The organism is Bacillus sp. RCC_6_1 (assembly GCF_041360755.1).
Lineage (GTDB): Bacteria > Bacillota > Bacilli > Bacillales > Bacillaceae_G > Bacillus_A > Bacillus_A cereus.
Genome location: NZ_JBFUPV010000009.1, coordinates 106,710 through 124,702, shown reverse-complemented (window position 1 = coordinate 124,702; position 17,993 = coordinate 106,710). Strand labels below are relative to the sequence as shown.

Here is a 17,993-nt window from a genome sequence, read left to right as displayed (position 1 = left end):
TTTTCGTTCGAAACAAAAGTTACATTATAAAACGTTGCGTAAAAATTGTTTTGCCCGTTCATGTGATGGAGCTGAAAAGAATTGTGCTGGCGGAGCATCTTCTACAATCTTTCCATCATCCATAAAGATGACGCGATCAGCTACATCTCTTGCGAAATTCATTTCATGAGTAACAATAACCATTGTCATCCCTTCTTCAGCAAGTTCTTTCATAACTTGCAATACTTCTCCAACAAGTTCAGGGTCTAAAGCTGAGGTAGGCTCATCAAATAGCATAATCTTAGGGCTCATTGCAAGAGCTCGTGCAATGGCAATGCGCTGTTTTTGACCACCTGAAAGAAGATGAGGAGTTACATCTGCTTTATCTTGAAGGCCGACTTTTTGGAGAAGTTGAGTTCCAATATCCTTTGCATTTGCTTTCTCTAATTTTTTTACGTGAATAGGTGCTTCTATGATGTTTTCTAGTGAGGTCATATGAGGAAAGAGGTTAAAGTGCTGAAAAACCATGCCGACATTTTCACGGACTTTATTTAAATTTGAATGCTTTGGATCAATTCGCTCACCTTGTAAGTGAATTTCGCCTTCATCGTACATTTCTAAAAAGTTAAGACAGCGAAGTAATGTACTTTTACCAGAACCACTGGCACCAATTAAAACAACAACTTCTTTTTCTTTTACTTCTAAATCAATTCCTTTTAACACATCAAGTGAACCGAATGATTTTACTAGATTTCGAACTTGAATCATACAAAACCCCCAGTTAAAAATATATTTTACAAATGTTGCCCCTTATTTCTGTTATTAGTCATAAATTGTCAGAATCCTTTATTTTTTTCGTGCAATTTGATATTCAAAGAAATAATTTTTTTAAAATCTCTATATCCTTCTATAATGAAAATATGGATAATAATATATAGGTAGTATTTATATTGCTTATAAAAAGGGGGAAAGGGAAGATGGAAAAAGAAAGGAAAACATTTTCTTTTGGATTACGTACACAACTTATGCTATTCACTACAGTTTTAGCTTTCATTACATATTCAACAAGTATCTTTTTTATTTACGTGATATACGATTATTTTCAAAGTTATGTAAGTCAAACTGTATATAATATTATCGTTATGTTATTAGGGGTAGTATGGTCTGGAATTTTAGCATATGGAGCAGCCGTATTTTTAATTAAACCGCTTCGCAAGTTAGAGGAAGCGGCAAGAAAAGCAGCTGAGGGTGATATTCGTGAAGATGTTCCATTACCGAAGACAGATGATGAAATTAAATCTTTAAGTGTTGCATTTAATATGATGTTAGGAAACTTAAGGGGCATGGTAAAAAATATTGATACAACATTTTCGTATACAAATAATCAAGTACAGCAGATTAGAAAACAAACAGGCGAAGCAACGAGACAAGCGCAAGGTGTATCTGAGACACTTGCAGAAATTTCTTCAGGCGCTGAGCAATCAGCGGCATCAATTCAAGCAATTGTTTCTGCTGTTGATACAACGACTTCTATTGCAAGTGAAGTAGAAGAAAAAGCGAAGCAGTCTGATACATTGTCTTCAGAAATGGTTGAAGCTTTAGGGCATAGTACTCGTGTCTTTACGTCTTTAATTCAAGGTATTCAAACATTGGCAAAAGAAAATGAAGATTCAATGCAAAATGTACAGAAGTTAGAAGAACGAATGAAACAAGTAGAACATATTGTGTCTGTTGTGAGTGCGATTGCTAGCCAAACGAATTTATTAGCACTAAATGCTTCTATTGAGGCAGCTCGCGCAGGAGAGCATGGAAGAGGCTTTGCGGTTGTTGCGGAAGAAGTACGGAAACTTGCTGATGAAAGTGATCATTCTGCAAGAAACATATCGCAGTTATTACGGAATATGCAAGATGAAGTACAACAAGTTGCAATGAAAATGACAGAACAAGTGAAAATAGCTAAAGAAGAGGCGAAACGTGGGGAAGCTACGGAATTAATTTTAAAAGAAATGTCATCAAGTGTTATGGAAGTAGCCGATGCAACTCAGCAAATTAGTAGTTATATGAATGAACAAGTGAGCCACATTCATCAAACAGGAGCACAAACAAAAGCTGTAGCAGCAATTGCTGAAGAAACGTCAGCTGGTTCGCAAGAAGTGGCGCGTGTGACGCTACAACAGTCTAAAAATATGATAGTAATCGATCAATTATTAAAGGATTTAGAGAAACAAGCAACTGATTTGAAACAAACAATTGAACGATTTTCAATGTAAAAGGAAGAACAGAATGCTGTTCTTCTCTTTTTTATTTAGCTTGATTTAATATTTACAGTTAAACTATGAACGTTTCCGCAACATTCTTTTCTGTCCCTTTCGGATGAAAATTATAGCGAGCTATAATATTAAAAGGGGTGTCTTTTATGAAAAAAGAAAAAAGACAACGGTTAATTAAACAATTTGTAAAGGAGTATGAAATAGATAAGCAAGAAAGATTAGTAGAATTGTTAGCAAAAAAAGATGTATTAGTAACACAAGCTACGGTTTCTCGCGATATTCGTGAGTTAAACTTAACGAAGGTACCTTCTCAAGAAGGATTAATGATATATAAAGTTTTCTCAGAAGAGCATGTACAAACTGATATAAAGTTAAAGAAAAAATTACGAGAAGTTGTTGTGAAAATTGATTGTGTAGATCAATTAATGGTTATTAAAACATTACCTGGTAATGCACATGTTATTGGTGTTTTATTTGATGAGTTAGATTGGAAAGAAAAAATAGGATGTATATGTGGAAATGATACATGCCTTATAATTTCACAGTCGAAATCAGATAGGGAGATTATAGAAGAAAGATTAAATTTAATTATTTAGATGCAAAAATCCTGTTTTTAATAAAATTAAAAACAGGATTTTTGTTTAAATACGGAAGTTAAATATTCAACATATATGCGTAATATATGTATTTTTTATTGAGAAAGCGAGATAGTTTGTTATAAAAATACATATTCGTATGATTTTAAAAAAATAACTTGTTTAATATTTCACAATGATAATGTGGATACTTTCACAAAGATGAAAGTGCAGAGCATTTATTATGTACTTGTAAGACATCAAACATATTTAAAAGGAGGTACAACAAATGAAACATCCGATACATGTTACTTCAGAAATTGGGGAATTACAAACGGTTTTATTAAAACGACCGGGTAAAGAAGTGGAAAACTTGACGCCAGATTATTTGCAGCAATTATTATTTGACGATATTCCATACTTACCAATTATTCAAAAAGAGCATGATTATTTTGCACAAACGTTACGCAATCGGGGTGTTGAAGTTCTTTATTTAGAAAAACTAGCCGCTGAGGCGTTAGTAGATAAAAAACTTCGAGAAGAATTTGTTGATCGTATTTTAAAAGAAGGACAGGCCGACGTAAATGTTGCACATCAAACTTTAAAAGAATATTTACTTTCCTTTTCAAATGAAGAATTAATTCAAAAAATTATGGGCGGTGTACGGAAAAACGAAATTGAAACAAGTAAGAAGACACATTTATATGAATTAATGGAAGATCACTATCCGTTTTACTTAGATCCAATGCCTAATTTATATTTTACTCGTGATCCAGCAGCTAGCGTGGGCGATGGCTTAACGATAAATAAGATGAGAGAACCAGCGCGTAGACGTGAATCATTATTCATGGAGTACATCATTAAATATCATCCAAGATTTGCAAAACATAATGTACCAATCTGGTTAGATCGTGATTATAAATTTCCAATTGAAGGTGGCGACGAGCTAATTTTAAATGAAGAAACAATTGCGATTGGAGTATCTGCTCGTACTTCAGCTAAAGCAATTGAACGTTTAGCTAAAAATCTCTTTAGCCGACAAAATAAAATTAAGAAAGTGTTAGCAATAGAAATTCCAAAATGTCGAGCATTTATGCATTTAGATACAGTATTTACAATGGTTGATTATGACAAGTTTACAATTCACCCAGCCATTCAAGGGCCAAAAGGGAATATGAATATTTATATTTTAGAAAAAGGATCAGATGAGGAAACTCTTAAAATTACACATCGTACTTCTTTAATGGAAGCATTAAAAGAGGTATTAGGCTTAAGTGAATTAGTTCTTATTCCATGTGGAGGAGGAGATGTAATTGCTTCTGCTCGTGAACAATGGAATGATGGCTCGAACACATTAGCAATCGCGCCAGGTGTAGTTGTTACATATGATCGCAACTATGTATCTAATACGTTATTACGGGAACACGGTATAGAAGTGATTGAGGTGCTAAGTTCGGAATTATCTCGTGGTCGTGGGGGTCCACGTTGCATGAGTATGCCAATTGTTCGTAAAGATATTTAGTATAAATAACGGAGAAAGTAGGGATGAATTATGTTAATGACTAGACCAAATTTAAAAGGAAGAAGCTTTCTAGCAGAAAAAGATTTTACACAAGAAGAATTATTATATTTTCTAGATTTGGCAGCAGAATTAAAAGAGAAAAAGAAAAATGGTATTCCGCATCATTATTTAGAAGGTAAAAATGTAGCGCTCTTATTTGAAAAAACTTCTACTCGTACACGTTGTGCATTTACAGTAGCATGTACAGATTTAGGAGCAAATCCTGAATATTTAGGGAAAGGTGATATTCAACTTGGGAAAAAAGAATCTGTAGAGGATACAGCAAAAGTGTTAGGGCGTATGTTTGACGGAATTGAGTTTCGTGGATTTAATCATGAAACCGTAGAATCTTTAGCACAAAATTCTGGTGTGCCGGTTTGGAATGGATTAACAGATATGTGGCATCCAACACAAACACTAGCAGATTTATTAACAATTAGAGAACATATAGGGAAATTGAAAAATGTGAAGCTCGTTTACGTTGGCGATGGACGAAATAATGTTGCTAATAGCTTACTAGTTGGTGGAGCAATCGTTGGAATGGATGTACGTATTTGTACACCGGAATCTTTATGGCCTGCACAAGAAGTAATTGATTTAGCAAAAAAATATAATGAACAGGTAATGATAACAAGCAATGTGGAAGAAGCTGTTGCGAATGCGGATGTAATTTATACAGATGTATGGGTGTCTATGGGGGAAGAAGAAAAATTTGCTGAACGTGTCGAGTTATTGAAACCTTATCAAGTAAATATGAAAATGATTAAAGCAACAGGGAATGAAAACGTGATTTTCTTACATTGTTTACCTGCATTTCATGATGTTGAAACGATGTATGGCGAAGAAGTTTATGAGAAATATGGGTTGAAAGAAATGGAGGTAACTGACGAAGTATTCCGCAGTAAACATTCAAAAGTATTTGATCAAGCTGAAAATAGAATGCATACAATTAAAGCGGTTATGGCAGCTACTTTAGGAAATATGGAGTAAAGAAGAAAGGGAGTCTTCCTTTCTTCTTTCTCCTCCTTTAGACACGATCATTCACTATTGCTTTTGTATTGTTATTGCAATTTAAGAGAGGTGAGTGGAATGGGTGAAGATAAGAAATTAGGGTTGTTTACACTAACGGCTCTTGTAGTTGGGTCTATGATTGGCGGTGGAGCCTTTAATTTAGCGAGTGATATGGCAAAAGGTGCTGGTGCTGGAGCCATTATTATTGGCTGGGTTATAACAGGAATTGGGATGATTGCACTTGGATTATCTTTTCAAAATCTAACTGTAAAACGGCCAGATTTAGATGGTGGTATTTTTAGCTATGCAAAAGCAGGGTTTGGTAATTTTATGGGGTTTAATAGTGCGTGGGGATACTGGCTATCTGCTTGGCTTGGAAATGTAGCTTACGGTACATTATTGTTTTCTTCATTAGGATATTTCTTCCCGATCTTTGAAGGCGGTCAAAATGTAGAATCCATTATTGGTGCAAGCGTATTATTATGGTGTGTTCACATGTTAATTTTACGTGGAGTTCAATCAGCAGCCCTTGTGAATTTAGTAACTACAATCGCAAAATTAGTACCTGTATTTGTATTTATTGTCATAGGAATCTTCGCGTTTCATATTGATACGTTCTTAGATGGATTTTGGGGGCAAGCTGGTTCTTTTTCATGGGGAGCAGTTGGCAGCCAAGTTAAAAGTACAATGCTTGTAACTTTATGGGTATTTATTGGGGTAGAAGGGGCTGTTGTTTTATCCAGTCGAGCAAAAAATAGAAGTGATGTAGGGAAAGCAACCGTTATTGGCTTAATTGGTACACTCATCATTTACATTTTAATCACATTATTGTCTCTTGGACTTATGCAGCAAGCAGATATTGCAGGTTTGAAAAATCCGGCTATGGCTTATTTATTTGAAAGTGTTGTTGGAAAATGGGGTGCTATCTTTATTAATTTAGGTTTGGTCATCTCTGTATTAGGTGCTTGGTTAGGTTGGACTTTGCTCGCTTCTGAAATTCCATATTTAGCGGCTAAAGATGGAGTATTTCCAAAATGGTTCGCAAAAGAAAATAAAAATAAGGCTCCAGTAAATTCATTATGGATAACAAATGGTTTAATACAAATGTTCTTGTTAACATTCGTCGTTTCTGATCAGGCGTATAACTTTGCATTCTCTTTAGCATCTTCAGCTATTTTAATCCCATATGCTTTTTCAGCGTTTTATCAACTGAAGCATAGCTTAAAGTCTGAAGAAGCAGATCGAAATAAAAATATAATAATTGGCTTGATAGCAAGTATTTATGGCGTGTGGCTAGTTTATGCAGCTGGTTTAGAGTATTTATTATTAACAATGACTTTATATGCGCCAGGTATTTTTATTTTTTACAATGTTCAAAAGCAAAAGAGTTCGAAGCAAATATTTACTCGAGTGGAATTAGCATCATCCGTAGCAATTGGTGCTTTAGCATTCTTTGCGATTTATGGATTAATTACAGGCAGTATTACTTTATAAAGCGCTGTGAAAGCGAAATCAACTGGAGGGCTGGAATATGGCACGAAGAAAAATTGTAGTTGCACTAGGGGGAAATGCGATACAGTCTGGAGAAGCTACTGCGGGAGCGCAGCAAGAAGCGTTGGAAAAAACGGCAGAACAACTTGTGAAAATAATGGAAAATGATGTGGATATAGTAATTGCGCATGGAAATGGCCCACAAGTGGGGAATATTTTATTACAGCAAAAAGCTGCAGAAACGGAAAAGACACCTGCAATGCCATTAGATACTTGTGGGGCAATGAGCCAAGGAATGATTGGATATTGGATGGAAAATGCGATTGAAAAGGCATTGAAAAAACGGAATATAAAAAAAGACGTAGCAACGGTTATAACACGCGTTGTTGTGGATAAAAAAGATGAGGCATTTAAAAATCCAACTAAACCAATCGGTCCTTTTTATACAGAAGAAGAGGCCAGAAGATTAATGGATGAAACAAAAGCAGTGTTTAAAGAAGATGCTGGTAGAGGATGGAGACGTGTTGTTCCATCACCGAAGCCTGTAAGTATTCATGAACATAAAGTGATTAATTCTTTGGTCGAAGATGGAAATATAGTGATAGCTGTTGGTGGAGGTGGAATTCCAGTAATTGATTCCGAAGAAGGGCTAAAAGGAACTGAAGCGGTTATCGATAAAGATTTCGCTGCACAGAAATTAGCAGAATTAGTAGATGCCGATACGCTCGTTATTTTAACTGCAGTTGATCATGTGTATGTAAATTATAATCAACCGAATCAAAAAAAATTAGAGCATGTCACAGTGAATCAATTAGAAGAATATATTGAAGAACAACAATTCGCTGCGGGAAGCATGCTTCCGAAAATTGAAGCTGCTATTAATTTTGTTAATACAAATCCAAAAAGAAAAACAATTATTACGTCTTTAGAAAAAGTATATGAAGCACTAGAAGAAAAAGCTGGTACTATTATTTCAAAACAGAATGTATGCATGTATGTTTAAATTCTTATGTACGCTACTTAGTAGTAAAAAAGAATGGAGTTAGTAACTTCATTCTTTTTATTTATTAATATTTTTTGTACTCATTGTTCATAAAGTTTTCATGATGAAATCTGAATATGTAAGTTAATTATGATAAAATTCAAATTGAATACGCTTTCTTGATTTTTTCGCTCCAACATACAGCAAGAGAGAGGGAATTTTATGAATAGACGGAACGTAGTGAAAGACTTAAAGCAGTTCGAATTATTTGCTCATTTAACAGAAAAAAAATTGAAAGGCTTAACAGAGTTTGTTTATTGGCGAACTTATAAAAAAGGTCAATTTTTATTTTTAGAAGGGGATTCAAGAGAAAGAATTTACTTCATGTTAGATGGTTTTGTAAAGTTAGAGCGGGTTAATCAAAATGGGAACTTATTATACGATGACTATGTGAAGCGATATTCTATTTTTCCTTATGGTGGTATGTTTACAGACAGAGGATATAACTATACAGCAGAAGCAATGACGGATGTGGAGGTATATTATATTCCAACGGTAATCTTTGAAGATATGGTAAAGTCCAGCAGAACGCAATTGATGTACGTTGTTCAGCAATTATCATCTATATTAAAATTGAACGAAAATCGAGTGCAAAATATTACAATTCCTAATGCACAAGATCGTGTTATCCAAACTTTAAATTATTTAATGCAGGATTTAGGAGAACAGAGTGGAGAAAAGATTGTAATTTCATGTCCACTTACAACAATTGAAATATCCAAAATATCTGGAACATCTCGAGAGACAGTTAGCAGCGTATTAAAACAATTAAAAAATGATAGCATTGTTACAATTTTAGATAAAAAAATTACAATACATGATCCAACATATTTTGAAGAAATCTCTATGTGAAAATTGTATATTGATTTTTTAATTCATAGTGTATATTAATAAGGTTCTTTATATATTTATAAGGAACTTTTTTACGTTATCCTCTATAAAAAGATTGTATAGTATGGTAATAATAGCTAAAATCGATAATAAAATACAAAGTGAAGGGGAGAAAGAATGATTCGTATTGAGTATGATCGATTAGTAGCTATTTGTTACAGTATAGGGGTTTTGTTATTATTAAAAATTCCAAATGATAATGAATTAATTGGGGAAAAACTATTCAATGTCTATAAGGTTCCGATACATACGTATGTTTATATGGATTATAAAGTCTCAAATATATTGATTGTTTCTTTCATACTACATGTAATTGCATTTATATTATTTTTAAAATGGCTAGGAAAAAAGGAGTCTAGTACATTTAGAAAAACGAATAAGATAAAAGTAGTAGGCATTAGTATTTTGATTGTAATGATGCCGTTTATTTTAAATACAATCCTCCAGACATTGAATAAAACATGGTACTACGCAGGAAAAACAGGGGTAGAAGCAATAGAATATAAAAAAGAAGATAGCCAGTGTAGAATGGAGAAAAATGGAGAGAATATCCAACCGAAGTGCATTGTTACTTTAAAAAATTATCGTAATCATTCACAAGCATTAAAAGTTGTTTTATATGATAATGCAAACGAGAATTCAAAAAGCTATCCAGTACCGAAACCAGTCTATTTACAAAAACATGAGACAAAGCAATTCGAATTTCAAGTTCCTGTTTCTTATAATAGAGGTATTGAAAAAGATAAAGTACCAAATATTAAATTACATTCATTGCATGAAAATGATACGAAATACAATTAATCTGTAAGTAAAAGTTTATGAGTAGGAGCAAGAATTTGAAACGATATAGAAAATCAACTTGAATCATCCAACATACTGCGAGGTAACGGTATATTGGATGATTTTTTTATGTTATCCCTTTTTTCATGTATGAAAAGGAGGAATACTTTGTTGGAAATGAAAAACATCACAAGGATCATACATGGTTTTTACTTTACGTAATCTGCGAAAGTTAGAGCCATAATAACTAGTTTGCCAATTTTTAATGTCGATATCGGGCCAGTTCACATAGTCACCTAGTGTATAAGGATCTAAGCTTTCTCGTAAAACTTTAACCCAGCGTATATTTCGATTTTCTTCATCATCGCATTTCCAAGAGGTAATGTATTCTTGAGCAATAATTGCTTTACGATGAAAATAAGCCGTTTTATTCGGCGAAATATTTTCAACAGCACCTATGAGCGATTGATGCCAAATACTAGCATCTTTATTTGGTGCATGAGAAAGAAAGTATTGCATGATTTGAATTCCTTTAAGGGGAATAGGTTTATAGACATAGGAACCAGAGCGCTTGAAATTTTCAGGGATGTTACCGCCATTAAAAAATTCAACAGCCTTTATATAAGGAACTTCTTCTATAAAGAGAGAGGGGCTACCAGTTTCAAGAAGAGGTGAAGAATGAGATTTACCTTTGTGAGAAATAAATAAAGCATAAGAATAAAGAATCTACATAGAGTTCAATGAAAACAGTTGCAAACTGTTCATATTTTGTTATGATAGTGTTACGAAAACGTTTGCATAAAATTCTGATGGGATGCAAAAGGAGAGAATGACTATGAATAAGACATGGTGGAAAGAAGCGGTTGCTTATCAAATTTATCCACGAAGCTTTATGGATTCAAATGGTGATGGTATTGGAGATTTACAAGGTATTATTGCAAAACTGGATTATTTAAAAGATTTAGGTATAGATGTAATTTGGATTTGTCCAATGTATAAATCGCCTAATGATGATAATGGTTATGATATTAGTGATTATCAAGATATTATGGATGAGTTTGGTACAATGGCAGACTTTGATGCTTTACTAGATGAAGTTCATAAGCGTGATATGAAGCTAATTATTGATTTAGTTATTAATCATACGAGTGATGAACATCCATGGTTTATTGAATCACGTTCATCTAAAGATAATCCGAAGCGTGATTGGTATATTTGGCATGATGGTAAAGATGGTGCGGAGCCAAACAACTGGGAAAGTATTTTTAATGGTTCGGCATGGGAATATGATGAAGAAACAGAACAATATTATTTACATCTATTCTCACGTAAACAACCAGATTTGAACTGGGAGAATAAAGAAGTTCGCGAAGTACTATATGATACGGTCAATTGGTGGCTTGATAAAGGTATTGATGGTTTCCGCGTTGATGCGATCAGTCATATTAAAAAAGAAGAAGGCCTTAAGGATATGCCAAATCCAAAAGAGTTAAAATATGTGCCATCTTTTGATAAACATATGAATGTGAAAGGTATTCAACCTTTATTAGAAGAGCTAAAAGAAAATACATTCTCTAAGTACGATATTATGACTGTTGGTGAAGCAAATGGCGTTAAGATTGAAGATGCTGAGCTATGGGTTGGAGAAGAGCAAGGTAAGTTCAATATGGTATTCCAATTTGAACATTTAAGTTTATGGGATGCAGAGAAGAAGAAAGACCTTGATATTGTAGGATTGAAAAAAGTATTAACGAAATGGCAAAAAGGATTAGAAAATAAAGGATGGAACGCTTTATATATTGAGAATCACGATAAACCACGTATCGTTTCAACATGGGGAGATGATAAACAATATTGGCGTGAAAGTGCAACAGCTCTAGGGGCGATGTATTTCTTTATGCACGGTACACCGTTTATTTATCAAGGCCAAGAAATTGGTATGACAAATGTTCAGTTACCAAATATTGAAGATTACGATGATGTAGCAATTAAAAATTTATATCGCGAGAAAATTGCAGAGGGCGTACCACATCAAGATATGATGGAGATTATATGGGCTTCTTGCCGCGATAATTCACGTACACCTATGCAGTGGAATGATGAGATGAATGCTGGTTTCACAACAAGTACACCTTGGTTTAGCATGAATCCAAATTACAAAGAAATTAATGTTGAAAAGCAAAAAAATGAAGAAAAGTCTATTTTCAATTTCTATAAGAAAATGATTGCCCTGAAAAAAGAGCACGATGTACTGAACTATGGTACGTACGATTTACTTTTAGAAGACGATCCACAAATTTATGCATATACACGTACGTTACAGGATGAAAAAGTCATTGTAATTAGTAATATCTCAAAAGAGGAAGCTGTGTATAATGAGGGTTCATTTGCACTAGAACGCAAACGTTTGCTTTTAAATAACTATGAAGTTGCGGAACATGAAGAAGTAACAACAATTGCTTTAAAACCTTATGAAACAAGGGTTTATCGCATTTCATAATAAAAAAGGATGCTCTTTGAGCATCTTTTTTTATGAAAAAAAATAAATTTCTATTGCAAAGTGAAAACGCTTTTATTAAAATAGATTTATGAAAACGGTTGCGTAAAGATAAAAATAAAGTAACATAAGGAATCGTTTTCATAAAGGGAACAGAAATTATAATTTAAATCATTATGTTGTTATAAATAAAGGGGAGGAAGAACAGATGAAAATTACGTCTTTTGATTTTTGGCAAAAGTTCGGGAAAGCTTTATTAGTTGTTGTAGCTGTAATGCCAGCAGCTGGTTTAATGATTTCCATCGGTAAGTTAATTGGTATGTCTGCTGGGGATGTTAACGCAGTTCATACAATCGCTCGCGTAATGGAAGACATCGGTTGGGCAATCATTACAAATCTACACATCTTATTCGCAGTAGCAATTGGGGGATCTTGGGCGAAAGATCGCGCGGGTGGTGCATTTGCAGCGCTATTAGCATTCGTCTTAACAAACCGAATTACAGGAGCTATATTTGGCGTAAACGCTGAAATGTTAGCGGATTCAAAAGCGAAAGTTTCTTCAGTAATAGCGGGAGATTTAATTGTAAAAGATTACTTTACTTCTGTACTTGGTGCACCTGCATTAAACATGGGAGTGTTCGTAGGGATCATCACAGGTTTCTTAGGAGCTACTTTATATAACAAATATTATAACTATAATAAACTGCCACAGGCATTAGCATTCTTTAATGGAAAACGATTTGTACCATTCGTTGTAATTCTTTGGTCTACAGTTACTGCGATTGTATTATCACTTCTATGGCCATTCATCCAAAGTGGGTTAAATGAATTTGGTCGCTGGATTGCAGCTTCAAAAGATAGCGCACCAGTTGTTGCACCGTTTGTATATGGAACGTTAGAGCGTTTATTATTACCATTTGGTTTACACCATATGTTAACGATTCCGATGAACTATACAGAGCTAGGCGGAACATATACGATGTTAACTGGTTCAAAAGTTGGACAAGTTGTAGCAGGACAAGATCCATTATGGCTTGCATGGATTACAGATTTAAATAATTTACTAGCAAATGGAGATACGAAGGCATATAACGATTTATTAAATAACGTTGTACCAGCTCGTTTCAAAGCTGGACAAGTTATCGGCTCAACAGCAGCGTTAATGGGGATTGCATTTGCGATGTTCCGTAACGTGGATAAAGAAAAGCGTGCAAAATATAAACCAATGTTTTTATCAGCAGCATTAGCAGTATTCTTAACAGGTGTAACAGAACCAATTGAATTCATGTTCATGTTTATTGCTCCAGTATTATATGTTGTATATGCTATTACAACAGGACTTGCATTCGCGCTAGCTGATTTAATTAACTTACGTGTTCATGCATTTGGATTTATTGAGTTAATTACTCGTACACCAATGATGGTTAACGCAGGTTTAACAAGAGACTTAATCAACTTTGTTATTGTTTCATTAGTGTTCTTCGGTCTTAACTTTACACTATTCAATTTCTTAATTAAAAAATTCAATTTACCAACACCAGGGCGTGCAGGTAACTATATTGATAATGAAGATGAGGCATCAGAAGGAACAGGAAATGTACAAGACGGTTCATTAGCAACAAAAGTTATCGATTTATTAGGTGGAAAAGAAAATATTGCTGACGTAGATGCTTGTATGACACGCTTACGTGTAACAGTAAAAGATTTAGATGTTGTTGCACCAGAAGCACAGTGGAAACAAAATGGTGCTTTAGGGCTTATTGTAAAAGATAAAGGTGTACAAGCGGTATATGGTCCGAAAGCTGACGTATTAAAGTCAGACATTCAAGATATGTTAGGTGCGTAATAATATGAAATTGCTAACTTTAAACTGTCATTCTTGGCAAGAAGAGAATCAAATAGAAAAGATACAATACCTTGCTAAAGTAATTCAAGAAGAAGAGTACGATGTCATCGCATTGCAAGAAGTAAGTCAGTCCATACAAGCTGAAAATGTATGCGGTAACAAGAAAGAAGATAATTTTGGACTTTTACTATTAGAAGAGTTAAAAGCGCTACATGTAAAAGATTACAATATTACTTGGGATTTCTCTCATATTGGTTATGACGTGTATGAAGAAGGATTAGCGATTATAACGAAGCATAATATTATAAAAGAAGATACGTTCTTTATTTCAGAAAACGAGGATACAACATATTGGAAAACGCGTAAAATTGTAAGTGCAACAATTGCTTATAATGGTAAGGATATAACGTTTTACTCTTGCCATCTCGGTTGGTGGAATGATGAAGAAGAGTTATTCGAAGGTCAAGTCGATCGTTTGATGGAGCGTGTAGATAGCAATAAGCTCGCCTTCTTAATGGGGGATTTTAATAACAATGCTCGGTTGGAAGGCGAAGGTTATGAGTATATGATGCAAAAAGGGTTGTATGACACATATGAATTAGCAATAGAGAAGGATGAAGGAACGACTGTCCAAGGTGAGATTGCTGGTTGGGATGAAAATAAACATAATTTGCGAATCGATCTAATATTGTGTAACCAAAGTAAAAAAGTTCATTCTTCAAAAGTTATTTTTAATGGTACAAACAGAAATGTAATTTCAGATCATTTCGGTGTAGAGGTTCAATTGGATATATAATAGAAGAAATCCTCACAGAGAATAAAAGCTGTGAGGATTTTTTTTAGGAATACAAGTATTTCCAAGAGAAAATACTTGTATTTTTTATGACATTTCATATATATTTGTTATTATTGAATGTAAAACCGATTTGGTCATTTTGTATTCATACTTTGACTCACTTCGTTATATAATGAAGTAAGTGAAAGTTAATGGGAAAAAATAGTACGTTTTTGGTTAATACACGATGTAGAAAGTGATATAATTGCAAAATGCATGTATCATTTTCTAAAGAAGGAAAAATATATAATTAGGTGATAACTTCTATGAAACAAATTTGGCGTATTTATAAGACAGATTTACGGAATGTAGCCAAACATTGGGCTGCAATTGTTATTGTTTTAGGATTAATGATTTTACCATCATTATATGCATGGTTTAACATTAAAGCTTCTTGGGATCCGTATGGAAATACAAAAGAGGTTCCTATTGCAGTTTCTAACCAAGATGCAGGTTCTAACTTAAGAGGGAAAGATATTAATATCGGGAAAGAGATTGTAGACTCCCTTAAGAAAAACAAAAATCTTGGCTGGAAATTTGTAGATGAAAAACAAGCAATTTACGGAGTTGAGCGTGGGGATTATTATGCAAGTATTACGATTCCAAAAGACTTCTCTGAAAAAATCGCAACTGTTCTGGATGAAAATCCGAAAAAACCAGAACTGGATTACTATGTGAATGAAAAAGTAAACGCGATCGCACCGAAGATTACAGCAAAAGGTGCATCAGGTATTACAGAAGAAATTAGTAAAAACTTTGTTAAAACAGCAAACGGTGAGATTTTTAAAATTTTCAATGACCTTGGAATCGATTTAGAAACAAACTTACCAAGTATCGAAAAAGTAAAAGATCTTGTCTTTAAGCTAGAAGCGCAGTTCCCAGAAATGAATACACTCATGGATAAGGCGTTAGATGATGCAACTCGAGCAGAAGATGTTGTGAAAGTAGCGCAAAAAGAGTTGCCGGTTGTAGAGAGTGTTATGAATGATGGGCAAGAAGCGTTAGGGAATTTAGATAAATTCTTTGCGAGAAATGATGAAACATTGAATCGCGCTCCGGGAACTATTAAAAATAATTTAACAGTAATGCAGCAGGGATTGGATGCTGCAGCGAAAATTACGGATTACTTAAAAAATCCGGCATTTGACTTTAATCTGACATTGCCAGATCCAGCTAAATTACCAGTCTTACCTAATATAACTATTCCACAAATACCAGAGATTCCAGCATTACCACAAGTGAATGGTGAAGGGTATAAAAATATTGCTAAAAATATTGATCAAACTGTAAACACTGTTTTTAATTCTACTCGTGTTGGAACGGCATATGTAAAGAGTGTTATGGATGGCCTTCAAAATAAAGGCGTGGATCCAGCTATAGCACAGAAAAATGTGCAGGATGCTTCAAAGCTCCTCCAAGAGCGTATCGATAGTGTTTCATATTTGATTGATTTCTTTACAGCTTTCAAGGAATCAGCTTCCACGGAATTCGGTAAACAGTTCTTTGGAAACAGAGTGGAAAGTTTAACGGTGCTTAAAAATTCTATGGTGGATGCTAACAATAGGGTTAAGCATGTAGGAGATTTAATTAGTTCCGGACAAGAAGTTAAACAAGATGTGCGAGATGCTGTAAATCAAAAATTAGATGCAGTAAATAATTTAGTAAATCAAGCTGAAAAGGATTATAATGCAACGTTTGTAGCTGATTTTGAAAAAGCAGTAAGTACAGCTGAGCAACTGAAAAGTAAGGCTGAAAATGCGCAAGAAAATGCACAGCAGCTTAGAGGCAATTTAAATCAAGATATAAATAAGGCTAATGAGATATTAAACAATGGTAGAGAGAAATATGATAAAGCTGTAAATGATTACAGTAGATTAAAAACGGAGCTTGAAAAAGCAAGAGAAGACTTAAGTAACAAAGGTGTTAACGGATTAGATTCTACAAAAGTAGCCTTAAATGATTTGAATGGGCAGTTCAAAGCAAGTTGGAATTTAGTTAATGACATGATTCCAGTTCTGGAAAGTACAAATAAAGTGTTAGCTGATGTGAATAGTGATAAAAACCTTAATGGTACAATTTCTAAGTTAAATAAAGCAAAAGATGGTTTGCAAAAAGGAATGGATTTAACTGATAAAGGAATTGACGCTATTAATAAAGGTCAAAAACCAGCAGCTGATGTTATTGAAAGTATTAATCAAGTGTCTAAAAGTGTTTCGGGCCAAATTGGTGACATTTTAGCTAAATATGACTCAGAAATCACTCCAAATTTCAATGCAGCAATTGCTCGCACAAAAGAGATGTCTAAAAATACATCTCAAATTTTAAAAGAGGCAGACAAAAAGCTTCCAGATGTTAAAAAATTACTAGAAGATTCATCAAAAGGTTTAGTAGATGGTAAAAAGAAATTAGCAGACATTAAAGCTGAAATGCCAGCTACTGAGAAAAAGATTAAAGAATTAGCAGATAAAATTCGTGATTTTGAATCTGAAGAGGATTTAAAAGACATTATACGCTTATTGAAAAATGATGTTGAAAAGCAAAGTGATTACTTTGCGAATCCAGTAAATTTAAAAGAAAATAAATTATTTGCGATGCCGAACTACGGTTCAGCGATGTCACCATTCTATACAGTGCTTGCATTATGGGTAGGCGCATTATTAATGGTTTCATTATTAACGGTAGAAGTACACGAAGAGGGCGCGAATTATAAGAGCCATGAAATTTACTTCGGACGTTTATTAACATTCTTAACGATAGGTCTTTCACAAGCGTTTATCGTATCGATGGGAGATATATTCTTACTCGGTACGTACGTAGTCGATAAGTTCTGGTTTGTGTTATTTAGTTTATTTATTGGTGGAGTCTTCGTTTGTATCGTATACTCACTCGTTTCTATTTTCGGAAACGTTGGGAAATCGATGGCGATTATTTTACTTGTACTACAAGTAGCAGGATCGGGCGGAACATTCCCAATCCAAATGACACCAGCGTTCTTCCAAGCGATTTATCCGTTCTTACCATTCACATACGCAATTAGCGCAATTCGTGAAACAGTTGGTGGAATGCTTTGGGATATCGTAACGCGAGATTTACTTGTGTTAAGTGCTTTCGTAGTAGTTATGATTGTTGCTGCGTTATTACTGAAAACACCAATTAACAAATCAAGTGAAAAATTTGTTGAGAATGCAAAAGGAAGTAAAATCATTCACTAAAAT

12 protein-coding genes and 3 pseudogenes are annotated in these 17,993 nt (G+C 34.1%); 13 read left to right on the top strand and 2 right to left on the bottom strand.

Translation table 11 applies throughout. The features are described from left to right. Positions 1-24: 24 nt before the first annotated feature. Positions 25-747: an amino acid ABC transporter ATP-binding protein gene (locus AB6801_RS22180; RefSeq protein WP_000616925.1), complete on the bottom strand. Its 723-nt coding sequence runs from the start codon at positions 745-747 to the stop codon at positions 25-27. A 209-nt stretch (positions 748-956) separates the two neighbouring features. Here AB6801_RS22180 and AB6801_RS31280 point away from each other — a divergent pair. The 9 genes and pseudogenes from AB6801_RS31280 to AB6801_RS22140 form a co-directional block, all read left to right on the top strand. Next, a pseudogene (locus AB6801_RS31280) lies at positions 957-1,307 on the top strand (HAMP domain-containing protein); the annotation flags it as partial. A gap of 369 nt (positions 1,308-1,676) precedes the next feature. Further along, positions 1,677-2,249: pseudogene (locus AB6801_RS31275) on the top strand (methyl-accepting chemotaxis protein); the annotation flags it as partial. Positions 2,250-2,395: 146 nt separating this feature from the next. Beyond that, a complete protein-coding gene (gene argR, locus AB6801_RS22170) occupies positions 2,396-2,845 on the top strand; it encodes an arginine repressor (RefSeq protein ID WP_000711827.1) in 450 nt (149 codons plus the stop codon). Between the two features lie 268 nt (positions 2,846-3,113). Further along, positions 3,114-4,346: an arginine deiminase gene (gene arcA, locus AB6801_RS22165; RefSeq protein WP_000682331.1), complete on the top strand. Its 1,233-nt coding sequence runs from the start codon at positions 3,114-3,116 to the stop codon at positions 4,344-4,346. A 30-nt stretch (positions 4,347-4,376) separates the two neighbouring features. Continuing rightward, positions 4,377-5,375 (top strand): ornithine carbamoyltransferase, encoded by a 999-nt coding sequence (argF, locus tag AB6801_RS22160; protein WP_000930289.1) that lies wholly within the window; start codon positions 4,377-4,379, stop codon positions 5,373-5,375. 99 nt (positions 5,376-5,474) lie between these two features. Continuing rightward, complete coding sequence (gene arcD, locus AB6801_RS22155; protein ID WP_000503410.1) at positions 5,475-6,890, top strand: arginine-ornithine antiporter; 1,416 nt, start codon at positions 5,475-5,477, stop codon at positions 6,888-6,890. A 37-nt stretch (positions 6,891-6,927) separates the two neighbouring features. Further along, entirely contained in the window at positions 6,928-7,890 is a 963-nt protein-coding gene (arcC, locus tag AB6801_RS22150) for a carbamate kinase (protein WP_000113948.1), read from the top strand. 201 nt (positions 7,891-8,091) lie between these two features. Continuing rightward, positions 8,092-8,781 carry a Crp/Fnr family transcriptional regulator gene (locus AB6801_RS22145; protein ID WP_001081905.1) on the top strand — a complete coding sequence of 230 codons (690 nt, stop codon included), beginning with the start codon at positions 8,092-8,094 and terminating at the stop codon, positions 8,779-8,781. Positions 8,782-8,937: 156 nt separating this feature from the next. Next, positions 8,938-9,621: a hypothetical protein gene (locus AB6801_RS22140; RefSeq protein ID WP_000619194.1), complete on the top strand. Its 684-nt coding sequence runs from the start codon at positions 8,938-8,940 to the stop codon at positions 9,619-9,621. 123 nt (positions 9,622-9,744) lie between these two features. On the opposite strand, the pseudogene AB6801_RS22135 reads toward AB6801_RS22140, so the two are convergent. Then, positions 9,745-10,281, bottom strand: a pseudogene (locus AB6801_RS22135) (BBE domain-containing protein); the annotation flags it as partial. A gap of 154 nt (positions 10,282-10,435) precedes the next feature. Here AB6801_RS22135 and AB6801_RS22130 point away from each other — a divergent pair. The 4 genes from AB6801_RS22130 (at position 10,436) to AB6801_RS22115 (ending at position 17,990) form a co-directional block, all read left to right on the top strand. Further along, positions 10,436-12,100, top strand: a complete 1,665-nt coding sequence (locus AB6801_RS22130) for a glycoside hydrolase family 13 protein (RefSeq protein ID WP_070758049.1) — start codon at positions 10,436-10,438, stop codon at positions 12,098-12,100. A gap of 205 nt (positions 12,101-12,305) precedes the next feature. Next, positions 12,306-13,943, top strand: coding sequence for a PTS transporter subunit IIBC (locus AB6801_RS22125; protein WP_000705560.1), 1,638 nt, complete (start codon positions 12,306-12,308; stop codon positions 13,941-13,943). Positions 13,944-13,947: 4 nt separating this feature from the next. Continuing rightward, complete coding sequence (locus AB6801_RS22120; RefSeq protein ID WP_000771984.1) at positions 13,948-14,739, top strand: endonuclease/exonuclease/phosphatase family protein; 792 nt, start codon at positions 13,948-13,950, stop codon at positions 14,737-14,739. A 305-nt stretch (positions 14,740-15,044) separates the two neighbouring features. Beyond that, a complete protein-coding gene (locus tag AB6801_RS22115; RefSeq protein ID WP_048567383.1) occupies positions 15,045-17,990 on the top strand; it encodes a YhgE/Pip domain-containing protein in 2,946 nt (981 codons plus the stop codon). Positions 17,991-17,993 lie beyond the last annotated feature (3 nt).

Excerpts from the sequence above, each read along its gene's own strand:
- AB6801_RS22140 (WP_000619194.1), top strand. The coding sequence starts at position 8,938 with ATGATTCGTATTGAGTATGATCGATTAGTAGCTATTTGTTACAGTATA.
- argR (WP_000711827.1), top strand. The coding sequence starts at position 2,396 with ATGAAAAAAGAAAAAAGACAACGGTTAATTAAACAATTTGTAAAGGAG.
- argF (WP_000930289.1), top strand. The coding sequence starts at position 4,377 with ATGTTAATGACTAGACCAAATTTAAAAGGAAGAAGCTTTCTAGCAGAA.
- arcD (WP_000503410.1), top strand. The coding sequence starts at position 5,475 with ATGGGTGAAGATAAGAAATTAGGGTTGTTTACACTAACGGCTCTTGTA.
- AB6801_RS22180 (WP_000616925.1), bottom strand. The coding sequence starts at position 747 with ATGATTCAAGTTCGAAATCTAGTAAAATCATTCGGTTCACTTGATGTG.
- arcC (WP_000113948.1), top strand. The coding sequence starts at position 6,928 with ATGGCACGAAGAAAAATTGTAGTTGCACTAGGGGGAAATGCGATACAG.
- AB6801_RS22145 (WP_001081905.1), top strand. The coding sequence starts at position 8,092 with ATGAATAGACGGAACGTAGTGAAAGACTTAAAGCAGTTCGAATTATTT.
- AB6801_RS22130 (WP_070758049.1), top strand. The coding sequence starts at position 10,436 with ATGAATAAGACATGGTGGAAAGAAGCGGTTGCTTATCAAATTTATCCA.
- AB6801_RS22120 (WP_000771984.1), top strand. The coding sequence starts at position 13,948 with ATGAAATTGCTAACTTTAAACTGTCATTCTTGGCAAGAAGAGAATCAA.
- AB6801_RS22115 (WP_048567383.1), top strand. The coding sequence starts at position 15,045 with ATGAAACAAATTTGGCGTATTTATAAGACAGATTTACGGAATGTAGCC.
- AB6801_RS22125 (WP_000705560.1), top strand. The coding sequence starts at position 12,306 with ATGAAAATTACGTCTTTTGATTTTTGGCAAAAGTTCGGGAAAGCTTTA.
- arcA (WP_000682331.1), top strand. The coding sequence starts at position 3,114 with ATGAAACATCCGATACATGTTACTTCAGAAATTGGGGAATTACAAACG.